This window comes from Photorhabdus thracensis, assembly GCF_001010285.1.
In the GTDB taxonomy this organism is placed as follows: domain Bacteria; phylum Pseudomonadota; class Gammaproteobacteria; order Enterobacterales; family Enterobacteriaceae; genus Photorhabdus; species Photorhabdus temperata.
The window spans coordinates 1,167,330-1,180,552 of the sequence record NZ_CP011104.1 but is presented as its reverse complement, the minus strand read 5'-3'; the positions used below and the strand labels follow the sequence as shown (position 1 = coordinate 1,180,552).

The following is a 13,223-nucleotide window of genomic DNA, read 5'->3' as shown; positions in this document are numbered from 1 at the left end:
AGGAAATATCATGAAATATAATCATAACCTTGTTGGTTTATTTGGCCTTTATTGCGCGCAAGGTGCCCCTTTGGGGTTGGCAATTTTTGCTTTGCCGGGGATCTTACGGCAACAAGGGGCTGATATGCAGTTTATCGGCCTTATTGGTTTATGCATGTTACCCTGGGCATTCAAATTTATCTGGGCTTCTTTCATTGAAAACCATAAACCGTGGGGATTTGGCAAACTTTCTGCCGGATTAGCCTGGATTCAACTGTTTAAAATACTTTCATTGCTTGCTATCGCTTCTCTGTGGTTTTTTAGTCCACAAACTGATGTCATCGGTTTGCTGATCATACTCACATTCATCAATCTTCTTTATGCCAGCCAGGATGTTGCGGTTGATGCTCTGGCAGTGCGCACTTTTGCCGGCAGTCGTCATGTCAAAGTGAATGTCGGTCAAGTTGCTGGGTTTAGTTTGGGGATGCTGGTTGGTGGTATTCTCAGCCTTTATATTTTCAGCTCTGTGGGTTGGCACAACATGGTGCTGTTCTTTTTACTGGTTCAGATAGTTTGCCATATTCCATTTATGCTTAATAAGGATAAATTCAATATCGATCAGCAGCTTCCCGTTAAACCGGGCAGTGCTTCCATCTGGAAAATATTCCGTCGTCAGGGAAGTTTGCCGGTTATTCTGATGGCATTGTTGTTTAAGTTTGCCAGCACACTTGGCGCTGGATTGATATCGCCTCTGCTCGTAGACATGGGCGTTAATCTGGAACTTATTGCTCTGATTTCCGGTAGTGTGTTAATTATCAGTTATATTACCGGAGCGCTGGCTGCGGGTTTTCTTCATCGCTGGTTTTCCAGCCCGACTTTGGCATTAAGTGGGCTGATTGCCAGTGCGTTATGTTGGTTAGGACTGGCGATTTCACTCACGGTATCATCAACAGATCCCACCATGGTCTTTATCTTCTTTATGTTGGAAGGTTTCTTCTTCAATCTGAGCTGCGTCTCTTTCTTCTCTTGTTTCATGTGCTGGAGCGAAGGTGATAGCAAACAGGATGCTATTCAGCCAGGAACCAATTTTACCTTGCTGCAATGTTGTGAAGTGCTCGGCAGCAGTGCGGCAATGGTCATTGCCGGAACGCTGGCACACTATTGGGGATTCACCCATGCTTTCTATGCGGCGGTTGCAGGAAGTGTGACCACAATTATTATTGTGACCGTTTGTTTCCGTCTGTCTTCGTCTATGATTAACCGTCCGTCTGTTCAGCTTCAGCGAGTTGAGGTACAACAATGAAATCAGATGACAGCGCTTTTTCTTGGTTGATGAAACTGATCGGGACTCAAAAGAAAAGAGTGATCGCTTCCATGACCTTAGCCGTTATCTACTCTTTATTGGCGTTGGTGCCTTATGTGTTGATCTATCGCCTGATAGATACTTTTCTGCATCAGCCTGATGCGGCTGCATCACAGGTATGGTGGCTGGTCGGCCTGGCAGTCATGGCGTTGGCTGGCAAGATTATATTGCAACTATTTTCCGGTTTGCTATCGCATAAAGCGGCTTTCCAGCTTCTGTTTGAATTACGCCGTAAAGTGATTGCGCGAGTGGGTGATTTGCCGTTGGGGGCGTCTAATCGTCATACCTCTGCAACAATGAAGAAAATCATCTCAGATGATATTGGTAGAATTGAAACATTCATTGCTCACCATTTACCGGATATCGCTGCTGCTATTGTCTCACCGCTGGCAGCGGCTACATTGCTGTTTTTCTTTGACTGGAGGCTGGCGTTATTGGCGTTGATCCCTTTACCGGTAGCCATTGCCATGCAGTGCTGGATTTTCAAGGGGTTTGATTCGCGTATCAGAGCTTATCATCAGGTTGTCGCAGATTTGCATACCAGCGTAGTGGATTTTGTGAAAAGTATGCCACTGGTCAAAGCTTTCAATATGACAGTAGATTCCCATCAGCGGTATGCCAATGCCGTGGAACAACATCATCGGTTAGTCACAGGGTGGCTTGTCGATACCCGAACGCCCGCGGCATTGTTTAAGCTGGCGTTGGATTTGGGATTGTTATGTATTATGCCCGTTGGTATCTGGCTGTATGCCCAAGGGGATGTGGCGCTGGCGACATTATTTATCTTCATGCTGTTGGGAATTGGCTTGATGGAGCCACTCTACAACCTGCTGCAATTTGCGGGTATGTTCAGCGAAATGTTAAAAGGTGTGGAAAATATCCGTGATTTTTCTGAGCAGCCCCGGCAGTGTGAAGGGGCTGTTCCACAGCCAATTAAGGGGAGTGATATCTGTTTTGAAGATGTCACATTCCGCCATAATAATGCGGTTATTCCTACGGTAGATGCTCTCTCTTTTATCGCGCGGCAAGGGGAAATTACCGCGATTGTCGGCCCTTCTGGGGCAGGGAAAACAACCGCCGCTCAACTTATTCCCCGGTTATATGAGTATCAGCAAGGCTGTATTTCGATTGGGGGAAGCGATATTACCGCAATGCCTTTGGATCAATTAATGTCGCTGGTTAGTTTTGTCTTTCAGGATGTATTTATCTTTGAAGACACCATTATGAATAACATCAGAATGGGGAATCAGGATATTTCGGAATCGCAGATTATTGCTGCGGCTAAAGCGGCTTGTGTTGATGAATTTGTTCGTGAATTGCCGCAAGGATATCAAACAGTAGTTCAGCAGGGCTCGCTCAGTGGCGGGCAGGCTCAACGGATCTCTATTGCCAGAGCGATAGCAAAAGATTCTCCGGTTTTAATTCTGGATGAAGCGACCGCTTATGCGGATGCGAAAAATGAAGTGAAAATCCAGCAGGCGCTATCCCATTTGATGAAAGGTCGCACGGTGCTGGTGATTGCTCATCGGCTGAATACACTGGTCAATGTTAATAAAATCATTGTGATGGATAATGGAGGTAAAGTGGCGGAAGGAACACATCAGCAACTTTTGCAGGGGTGCCAACTTTATCAGAATATGTGGGATGCTCATCAAGCGGCAAAAAGCTGGCATGTGGCTATGCGTAATCAGGAGGTTTCACATGTTTAAGGCGTTTAACCTTTCCCGTCTGGTTGGAAAACCACTGAAAGGGCTTTCCGGTATGGTGGCTCTCTCCATACTGGATGCTTTTTTGGCATCAGCGCCTTATGCATTTCTTTACTACATCATTCTCGACATGCTCTCTGATATGCCCGATAGGGTGTATCAGTTTAAACTGGTTGGCGGTTGTGCGGCTCTGATGTTGGTTCGGGTATTACTTGCTCGTACACTTTATTACAATATTGCACTGATTGGTTTCGATGCAGGGCGTACATTACGTAAAAACCTGGGAGAACATTTACGCCGTATGCCGATGGGTTTTTTCCAACGGACGGATATGAGTAGTGTAAATAATACATTGCTGAAAGATATTGATATGATTGAACATATCTTCACGCACTTGTATGCGCCAATAATTGCAACGGCTTCCGTACTCTGTTTCTTTTCTATCGGATTATTATTAAAAGATTGGCGTATGGCACTGGCTATGCTTTCAACTTTACCTCTGGCGGTGTGTGCTTATTTACTGATGCGACAATATGCGCGCCGCTGGCAAAGTTGGATGCAGCAATTACTGTTCAAACTTAATGATGCTTTGATGGAGTATATTGATGGCCTGAAAGTATTGAAATCTTATCGAATGCTTGGTCAGGCTTTTGGCCGTTTGAATAATGTACTCACTACGACTTATCAGCAATCGTTAACGGCTGAAAAAGCGGGCGTCTGGCCGATATACAGTTTTAATTTGCTGGTGGAATGCGGATTTATCGTGTTATTGATCGCACTGACTTGGGGGTGGTTGGGGCACACCTTGTCATTAGCGGAGGTACTGGTATTTCTTATTGCTGCGGTACGTTTTTTCCGGCCATTATTAAATATGTCAATGTTTCTGGCTGAGTTGAATTATTTTAGCCTGGCCTCAGAACGGGTTAAAAAAGTATTTGAATTGCCTGAATTGTCGCAGGGAAATACCCGACCGCAGCTCAATAATATGACGCTTGAATTAGATAATGTGCATTTTGCGTATCCCGATAAACCAGAAATTTTTCGAGGAATAAATCTAACTATTGAAGCGAATAAAGTAACCGCTTTGGTTGGGGCATCTGGTTCAGGAAAATCAACGCTGGCTGCACTAATAGCCCGTTTTTGGCAACTTTCTAAAGGAAGTATTTGTGTAGGCAGCGGCAACCAGAAAGTCGATATTGCTTCGATGGAGGTGGAATATTGGCAGCAATATATCAGTGTGGTATTCCAGAGTAATTATATGCTCAATGATACGATTGGTAATAACCTGCGAATTGCTTGCCCTGATGCCAGTGATGAAGAATTATTGCGTGTCTGCTGTCTGGCAAGATTGGATAGTTTGCTGAATAAATTGCCTGATGGATTGAATACGGAAATCGGCGCTGATGGGATACACCTTTCTGGCGGAGAATTGCAACGGCTTTCTATCGCAAGGGCATTACTCAAAAATGCGCCTCTGATTATTTTAGATGAAGCAACAGCTTCGCTTGATCCGGAAAATGAAAGAGATATCCAATTAGCGATGCAGTCATTGATAGCCAATAAAACCGTGCTGGTTATTGCGCATAAATTGTCATCCATTGAATATGCAGACAAAATTGTGGTGATGAATAATGGTGAAATTGCGGAGCAAGGACAACACCAGCAATTATTGGAAAATCGAGGTCTTTACCACGATCTTTGGACATTACAGCAATCAGCACAAAACTGGCGGTTAGCCTGAAATAGTGAATGATTAATATTCCCTGTGGGCAGATAATAAATGGCCCACAGAATATTGCTCTTGTCTGTGTACTGTTATTTTTGAGAGATAAGTCAGTAATTCTACGGAATAAAAATTACAGTAAAAGGTGAAGTTTTAACGCCATATCAAGTCACCTATTATTAATGGTAATAAGGCGTTGTTAAATGAATTTATCGATTTATTTAAACATCATTTAAATAGGTATGGTGAATAGGGTTAAGCAAAAATCTAAAATCATATGATGAACTTATTTTAACCCAAGATTTGGGAAGCAAAAAAACTATCTTGCTCGCTCATTCATCACGATCAAATTTCTGCAGGTGCAGAAATTGAAGAGGCCTGTAATATTGCAGTGCTTATGGAACGAGCAGCTAAACTACAGTTAATAGCGATGTCTGTAGGAAAAATCCAACCGGTGGATGAACATCTTGCTTATGAATGGATCGCTCGTCCGGTTTGCCATAATGCTGCCTTCAACTATTATACTCGATGAATCCTTCACAGCATTCATCTTGCCTTGAGTAATATTCCACGCGCTGTATCCGAGAAACCGATACGGCGTTCAATCATTCCTGCGATTAACAGAGCTTTTCTTTCATCTCCTTTTTTGCAGATTATCTGCACTGATTGAGGTAGGCCAACATGATTCAATCCTGTCGGAATAGCCACTGCGCATAAATCGGCAAAATTAACAAAGCGCGTAAAGTCATTTGGCGGTGTGTGTTTCTCGTTTTCCTCTAGGGGCCATGCCGGTTCTGGTGTCGTTGGGATGACAAGTGCGTCAACTTTACGGAACCATTGAGAGAACGCTTGCCGTATCTGGTGGCAATAGAGTGATGCACGCAAATATTCGGTTTCTTTTACCTCATTTCCGCGTTCCAGTTTCATTATAACTTTCTCGCCAAGCCCACTCCCAGGTTTGCATAAATATCCATAGTTGTGCCAGGCCTCAAAGGCCGTAATCTGGCTATTAGCCTTCATACATTGAGACAAAGAAATGGGAAGAGAGATTCTTAATATTTGAAACTCCTCTAATGGCAACAGGTTTAACAGCGCTTGGTAATGAAGCGCACTTTCCTCACACAAAGACATTCTTTCCTGAAGCGGTAATAAAGCAATTTTTACAGGTTCAGATATTTCTTTTAATGTTTCCTGCGGATATAAATGGTTATAAATGAGCTCAACGTCGATAGTTTCCTTGGCAATGATGCCGACAGTATCCATTGTCTGGCTCAAAGGCAACACGCCTTTGAGGGATAATTGTCCAGAGGAAGGGCGAAAGCCACATACTCCGCACCATGCAGCTGGTATCCTCACAGAACCGCCGGTATCAGTTGCCAGCGCGACTGGGATTAGACCTGCGGCAACTGCCACTGCGGAACCATTGCTGGAGCCGCCAGCAGCGATCCTTAGATCTGGTTTCCAAGGATTAAGTGGGGTGGGGCCAGTTTCTACTATCCCTGCCGCCCCCATACCCAGTTCAACAGCCCGATGCTTTCCAATCAGGATCATACCGTAATCCTGAAGCGCTCTAACTACGGGGGCGGTGGTTTGCGCCCTTTTCGTAAAGCACTTAGTTCCTCCACTCGTTACTGTTCCTTCAACGTCAAAGAAATCTTTGACCGCTATCGGAATACCGTGCAAAGGTCCGCAATAACGCCCTGCTGTTATCTCCCGCTCTGCCTGTCGTGCAGAATGTCGGGACTCAGCGTCATAAACTTCAACGAAAGCGTGCAACTCACCATCCAAACGCGCAATGCGCTCAAGATAAGCTTCTACCACATCAACAGGGGAAATTTCGCCCTTACTGATCAATTGCCCTAGTTTCATCACAGGGAAATGGACAAGTTCGTCTTTCATTTTTCTGGCCTGGCAGAAAGCGATGACTGGTATTCATCAATATCGTTTTTTACATTGAAAATATTGATCAGTACAATAGAAAAAGTTGCACAAGCAATTGTAATTACAGCATATTTCATATGGGGGACAAATAACGCTTTGTTGCTGATAATTTGCCCAAACACGGCGACAGCAAATGCAGATCCTAGCTGGCCCGTCGCCCTGGATATGCCAGAAGCCACCCCTGTATATTGCCGAGGGGTGCTTTGCATAAATAAAGAGGTAGACATAGGAGATCCCAATCCACCACCGAAACCAATCAAGATAAGAGGAATAATAATATACAGATAATCCATGGTGTATTGGGTAATTAGTAATCCGATAAACCCCACTAGTCTAATTAGTGCGCCGGCGATCATCATGTGGTTGATCTGGTAACGGTGCGCAAACCAGCCTGACACTTTATTTCCTAAGATTACACTAATGGATAAAGGCAATAAGACTACACCTGTTTGTACTGCGCTAAGATGCTGAATATCCTGAAACCAGAATGTTAAAATGAATAGGGAGCCGAAAAAAGAGAATGAGCCAGCAAAGAATATCCAAGAAATAGCGCTGAAGTTTGGGCGTTTGAAAAGCTCCAGCGGTAACATTGGTGCAACGACTTTTTTTTCTACTAGTAAAAATGCTGTGAGTAAAACCGCAGACGTTATCAGTAGCACTATAGCGCTATTATCACTTTGTGCTGAGTCGGTCAATCTAATTACACCTGAGATAAAACAAAATAACGTTAGGAAGAAAAGTATTTGTCCTTTTATGTCAAGGACTGTTTTTTTATGTTCCTGCTCTTGCGATTGTACAAAAGTAGTCAGCAACATCCCTATAAGACACAACGGAACATTGACAAGGAATATAGCCCGCCAGGAAAAATATTCGGTCAACCAGCCTCCAACGATAGGCCCAAGCACCAGAGCAATACCTCCCCAACTTGCCCAGCTAGCGATAGCGCGAGTCCGTTCCGTTTTTTCTGTATATGTATGAGTGATCAATGAGAGCGAAGCGGGAACCAGAATCGCGGCAGAAATGCCTTGTAGCACCCGTCCCAGAAGTAACATAGATGCACTATGGGAAAAGCCACATATTGCAGAAGCCAAAGTAAAAAGACCAAGCCCCACCAGATAAACACGTTTTGAACCGTACCTGTCGCAAAAGGCTCCCCCTGAAAGGAGAAGGCTGGCAAATAGAAGCAGATAAGAGTTCACGACCCACTGCAGAGCTGAAACCTCCAACTCCATACTCTCTTTTATTGTTGGTAGTGCTACATTAACAATTGAGGAATCCAAGATAACCAGTATGTAACTGATATTTGCCGCTAATAATACCCTTCGTTGGTTTTTTTTCACGTCATACATATATTCGCTTCTCCGTAACAAGATCACGCTTATTATTGATCCAGGCCTGCTGCGATGTCTGTCCTGTAATGCATACCGTCGAAATGCACCTTCCGGGCGATTTCATACAGATGTTCACGCGCCTCGTTGAAAGATATACCGGTGGAGCTTATTGCAATGACCCTTCCACTATTACTTATCAATTTATTATTTTCGGATATGACAGAGGAATGGAAAATATGTGTTCCTTCAGGGCAAGCGGGTAAAGTGATTTCATCACCTTTGCGTTCTGTAAAAGGATATCCTTCTGAAGATATCTGCAAGGCAACCGCCACACGATCACTCCAGCGTACATGCGCTAAATCGAGCCTTTGTTTTAGGGCCAGGACGAAAATTTCATGCAGGGGACTTTCTAATCGCTCAAGAATGGTGAAGATTTCAGGATTACCAAGCCGACAGTTAATCTCCAACAGCAGGGGAGTTCCTTGCTTATCGATCATGACACCGAAATAGAGAAAACCGCGATAGTCAATTCCTTCTGCTGCCAACGCTGAAATACAAGGCTCGACAATCCGATTGAGAATGACATCATGTTGGTCGGGGGTCAGCACAGGTGAATATGCCCCCATACCGCCTGTATTGGGTCCTTTATCCCCATTGAGCAATTTTTTGTAGTCCCGGCTTTCCGCCAGCGGTAAGGCATGTTTGCCATCAAACAAAATAGTATAGGATATCTCCTCACCTTCAATAAATTGTTCTATCAGGACAGGCGAATCGGATTTGGGTGAAAAATGGTTGAGGGTTACCTCAACCTCATCCCTGTCATTAGCAATTACCACTCCAGTTCCACCATGCACCATTCCGTCCGCTTTGATGACTATAGGCAAGGATAAAGTTGCCGCAAACTCTCGAGCTTCTTCTGCTGTCCGACAAAGCGCGCTATGTGGTGTAGGTATTTGATACTTAACCATCAGCTGTTTGGAAAACGATTTTGACCACTCAAGCTTGGAGGATTCCCGCGAAGGGGCAATAATAGGTAATCCAAGTAGATGAAAATGGTCAGCCACCCCAGCAGCCAAAGTCTGAGTGGGAGTAATCAGAGTAAAGTCTACCGCTAGTTCCCGAGCCGCACGAGCCAGTCCTTCAACATCTCCAGACGCCACAGGAATATTATCCATACGCGCTTCGTTTGCCGTAGCTGGATTGCCTGGTGCCAAAAAGACTTTTTCCACTGTAGGAGAGTGTAAGAGTTTCCAGGCAAGCGCCTGAGCACCCGCACCTGATCCAGCAATAAGTATTTTCATCGTCAATTTCTCTCAAAAAAGAAGGCCATACAGAAATAACATCATGCTTGCCATCGAATGGTATCGTTTAACCAGTCGGTGAATTGCCGGATATGTTCGTTTAATTCTGCGTCACTACTTCCAGTAATCATCGCGCTGACCACATCATCGGTGTATGTAGTGGCTTGCTCATAGGTCTGGCCCACTCTGCCTGACAAACAAAGTGTATACACCCAGTCAAAAGGAATTACGTTGGGTAAGGTAAGCAGGCGCGCCGTACGTACCGGAACACGAATAGATGCGGCGTATTCTCGCGGTGAAGCACGGATATTCAGCGCATTAGCCATGCCGGCGCAACTCTGAATCCAGGCTTTATGGATATTGATACCCCAGGTATGTTCAATCAATTCTCCCGTCAAGGAACCTGCAGTACGGGCTGCGATTTCACACAACAGCAACCTGTCATCGGCGGTATGAAAGATTTCGGCATGGAATCCCAGTGCCGGTGTTGGAGGCAGGGCTTCAATGGTGCGACGGGTAAATGTGACTAGCCTTTTCGCCAGCAGGGTGTCAGGTTCAATTGTACGGCTGCCGAAAATCCCCGCATGCTGATAATCTAGCGCGTTATTGATATAAGCGCAGGGTGCGAAGAAAGCTTCACCATTTTCGTTTATCACTCCATTGACGTGATACATATTGCCCGCAATAAATTTTTCGATCATCCATCCATCGACAGTTTTATCGCGGAAGAAATCCACAATATCGCTAAGATTGCGGGCAACCATCACATCTTTGGAACTACAGCCGTCTATCGGTTTTATAACGTTGGGGAAATCATACTGTTCACAAAATGAAAGCACATCAGACCAGCTCGTCAGACGTTTGTAAGGAGCAACTTCCATGCCTGCATGTTGCAGATAGTCCTTCATTAAAACTTTGTCCCGATAGGCGCAGGCGCTTGCCACACTCTGTCCGGGAATATCCAGATATTCACGTAGTTGCGCGGCACGAATAAGGTCAAATTCAGAGTGAGGAAGTACACGGCTAAATGTTGCGCTCCGGGCTAGTTCTGTAGCGATCGCCAGCACATTCTCTCCGGCATCAAGACTGTCTAACTGTCGAACGTAACGATAGTGATGCTGAAAAGGGAATTGTGGCGCGGCGCTAATAAGCCACAAGTCCTCTCCGCATTCTTGCAGCCAGTCTGCAAAGTTGATCTTAATACTTCTTCCGAAACATAAAATGGCCATGGTTTCCTCACGATTCATTTGACAGAAGTTTTCATAATGTCCAACATGGCGAAGTCGTTCCACCAAGTGCCATTATCTACGACGATGGCATCAAGATGGCTCTGTTGGGCACAACAGTCCTGTATACGCAAAAATTCATGCCACTCATCACTGTTCCTATGCATTGGCGCGGGAGTATCGTCTTCAATAAAAAGTGGTATTAAGTGGGCTGAAACAATTTGCTGTGGCAAACAGCGGGTGACAACGACGGCTGAAAACCGCGAGTTTTCCGGTAACAGAAAACCCGTTTCCCCCGTCCTCTCTCCTTCCGATACACATGGTTGATCGAAAACTGCATTACCAAGCCCATAGCAGGTCAACATCTTTTTTTGCCACTGAAATCCGCGTACAGTGTGATGATGATGTCCAATAATTAAATCAACCCCAGTATCCGCCATGCGGCTGGCTAGCTCTCTTTCAAAGTCAGTAATGACATACTCTCGACAATGATCCCCCCAGTGAACTGCTGCGATAACAAAATCAACTTGCGAACGGGCTTGTGCTACAGTTTCCGAAAAGTGCAGCCAGTCGTGTTCATTAATTAGTGTCAGTACTTCAGGAATAGCGCCTGGAACCACCGCCCCAGAAAATGGGGGAGAGTAATAATCTTTGGAACGCAATGCTGCCACACCGCCCTGCACGGTATTCGCTTCCGTCCCCGTTCGGTAAACACCTGTAACCCCGATTACCGCTAGCTTTACCCCTTTACAATCAATGTATGCTGGACGCAACGCATCTTTGTACGACATCCCCGCGCCAGTGGTTTGCACACCCGCAGCATGTAGTGCTTTCAGGGTATCCTTAAGGCCTATAATACCGGAATCCATAGCATGGTTATTGGCAAGCGATAGCACATTGAAGGGGATAACGCCCTGCACATTCTCGACCGCAGAGATTGTCATCCCACGTCGTCCAGGAATCGGTTTGGGCCGGTTTGTCAGCACACCTTCATAATTACCGATAATTACATCTGCCTTATTGAACAAAGGAGCCAGAAGATTAAAGGCTGATTGCGGCTCCTTTCGGTTAATAAGCACATCACCGAGAGATGCTATGATAATTTCTGACATAAATTTTCCCGCTCCTATGTGCAAGGGGATGGTGTCTTAGAGTTTCTTTTGCATAAAAATTCTGGCATTACCCGTAGGCTGACAAGGTACTTCTCCGAAGATGGTGTAACCATGTTTGAGGTAAAAATTCGGGGCCTGAATAGACATCGTGAACAACATAGCTGTATGGCATCCGCGAAGACGGGCTTTTTCTTCAGCGCGTCTCAGCAATTCGCTACCTGTCCCCCTACGCCTTAGTGAGACCGGCAGAAAGAAATAGTTAATAAAAAGAACACCGAGAGAAGTGCGTCCTACCAGTCCTCCGATAACTTCACCGTCTTGATCGCGGATATAAAAATCCAACGGCTGATTATCAGCTTTACCGGTTTGCTCCACGTTCCAGTGATCCAGTAAATCACTTATCCTGGCGCGAGCCAGACTGTCACTTTTATCAGAATCGGTGATGGTAAATCCTGTAGGTAAAATGGCTTGATTCATAAAATTATCCTTACTGACCGGGGCTGTAGCCTGCTCCGGTCGAATGCATCAACTGACTGTATTGCTGATATGTTTTTCCACAAATAGCTGCTCATAGTCGTGGCCGCGTGCTCTTAGTGCAGACACGACGGGCCTCCCTTCTGATAGTTCGAGCCAGATCCGTAATAAATGGCGCTGATGATTTTCATCGTCCTGAAACTCCGTGCGCGAATGAAGAGTGGTGTAATTATTGAGAAAAAGGATTTCTCCAGGCTCAAGCATAAATTCAAGTCTGAACTCTGGACGGTTGCAAATGTCGTAAAAAGCGGTTAATCCTGCGTCAATAGGAGCTGGTAATGGCTCCCCTTGAAGCTTCGCTGCTGCGCGAATATAAGCGCCAAGGCACATTGAACTCACTCTTCCGGACATGCGCGAAAAGACTGGGATTTTGTAAGAAGTGAAAGGACGATCGCTTACCGCGCGTTCTGCCGTCGCGTAAAAATATCCCTCAAACAGGGCATCCAGTAGCTCAGGTTTCTCGCGAACCAGTTGGTTGTAAACGGCTAACCCGCTAACTACTTGGTTTAAGCCACCTGACGCACTGCCGCTTAGACACATCAGCCCCACAATTTCAAAAGCATCAGAGTGAAATCCAAGTTCCCGATTAGACATATATCCTCGATTGTTCGGATTGACCTTTTCATTTCTAACGTGGCCAATTCGATCCCCTTGAGCATTTTGTACTACTGGGCGCCCCAACCCTATTCCAATCCCCCAAAACAACTGGCTCAAGGCATAATCAGAAAATGTGTCCCGAGGGAAACCTTTCAGCACTACCACTCCTCGCCCTTGTTGCAGGTGATACCGGACAGTGGATACCAGTGCATCCAGCTCAGGACAATGGAAATCAGCATTGGTTAAATCTTCATATGACCGGTCTTTTAGGGATGCCAGATGTTGTTTAATCGCTTCCAGTTGGCTATCGGTAACCTCCAAGGCCACATCATTTTTGCTTTTGAGTTGAATTGAGCCCCACACAGCAGGATCATCATCTATAAGTCTGTATGATTCGGACATTAGTGTCT

General features: G+C 45.3%; 11 protein-coding genes. 4 read left to right on the top strand and 7 right to left on the bottom strand.

Annotation, left to right across the window (positions count from 1 at the left end; genetic code table 11):
- Positions 1 to 10 precede the first annotated feature (10 nt).
- From VY86_RS04700 to VY86_RS26165, 4 genes are all read left to right on the top strand, one after another.
- Positions 11 to 1,282 carry an MFS transporter gene (locus VY86_RS04700; RefSeq protein ID WP_046974099.1) on the top strand — a complete coding sequence of 424 codons (1,272 nt, stop codon included), beginning with the start codon at positions 11 to 13 and terminating at the stop codon, positions 1,280 to 1,282.
- Positions 1,279 to 3,051 (top strand): ABC transporter ATP-binding protein, encoded by a 1,773-nt coding sequence (locus VY86_RS04695; RefSeq protein WP_023043325.1) that lies wholly within the window; start codon positions 1,279 to 1,281, stop codon positions 3,049 to 3,051. Before VY86_RS04700 ends, VY86_RS04695 begins: the two co-directional genes overlap by 4 nt.
- On the top strand, positions 3,044 to 4,789 hold the full coding sequence (locus VY86_RS04690; RefSeq protein WP_046974098.1) for an ABC transporter ATP-binding protein: 1,746 nt from the start codon (positions 3,044 to 3,046) through the stop codon (positions 4,787 to 4,789). The genes VY86_RS04695 and VY86_RS04690 overlap by 8 nt, the downstream gene beginning before the upstream one ends.
- A gap of 379 nt (positions 4,790 to 5,168) precedes the next feature.
- On the top strand, positions 5,169 to 5,303 hold the full coding sequence (locus tag VY86_RS26165; protein WP_262978779.1) for a hypothetical protein: 135 nt from the start codon (positions 5,169 to 5,171) through the stop codon (positions 5,301 to 5,303).
- Between the two features lie 14 nt (positions 5,304 to 5,317).
- Here the strand turns inward: VY86_RS26165 and VY86_RS04685 are convergent, their stop codons facing one another.
- From VY86_RS04685 to VY86_RS04655, 7 genes are all read right to left on the bottom strand, one after another.
- On the bottom strand, positions 5,318 to 6,670 hold the full coding sequence (locus tag VY86_RS04685) for an amidase (RefSeq protein ID WP_021323517.1): 1,353 nt from the start codon (positions 6,668 to 6,670) through the stop codon (positions 5,318 to 5,320).
- Positions 6,667 to 8,061, bottom strand: coding sequence for an MFS transporter (locus VY86_RS04680; RefSeq protein ID WP_023043329.1), 1,395 nt, complete (start codon positions 8,059 to 8,061; stop codon positions 6,667 to 6,669). The genes VY86_RS04685 and VY86_RS04680 overlap by 4 nt, the downstream gene beginning before the upstream one ends.
- Before the next feature lie 32 nt (positions 8,062 to 8,093).
- A complete protein-coding gene (gene purD / locus VY86_RS04675; protein WP_021323516.1) occupies positions 8,094 to 9,344 on the bottom strand; it encodes a phosphoribosylamine--glycine ligase in 1,251 nt (416 codons plus the stop codon).
- A 41-nt stretch (positions 9,345 to 9,385) separates the two neighbouring features.
- Positions 9,386 to 10,501 carry an ATP-grasp domain-containing protein gene (locus VY86_RS04670; protein ID WP_158019910.1) on the bottom strand — a complete coding sequence of 372 codons (1,116 nt, stop codon included), beginning with the start codon at positions 10,499 to 10,501 and terminating at the stop codon, positions 9,386 to 9,388.
- A gap of 86 nt (positions 10,502 to 10,587) precedes the next feature.
- Positions 10,588 to 11,682 carry a CapA family protein gene (locus tag VY86_RS04665; RefSeq protein ID WP_023043330.1) on the bottom strand — a complete coding sequence of 365 codons (1,095 nt, stop codon included), beginning with the start codon at positions 11,680 to 11,682 and terminating at the stop codon, positions 10,588 to 10,590.
- A gap of 36 nt (positions 11,683 to 11,718) precedes the next feature.
- Positions 11,719 to 12,159: a GNAT family N-acetyltransferase gene (locus VY86_RS04660; RefSeq protein ID WP_023043331.1), complete on the bottom strand. Its 441-nt coding sequence runs from the start codon at positions 12,157 to 12,159 to the stop codon at positions 11,719 to 11,721.
- Positions 12,160 to 12,207: 48 nt separating this feature from the next.
- Positions 12,208 to 13,215 carry a TauD/TfdA family dioxygenase gene (locus VY86_RS04655; protein ID WP_021323513.1) on the bottom strand — a complete coding sequence of 336 codons (1,008 nt, stop codon included), beginning with the start codon at positions 13,213 to 13,215 and terminating at the stop codon, positions 12,208 to 12,210.
- Positions 13,216 to 13,223 lie beyond the last annotated feature (8 nt).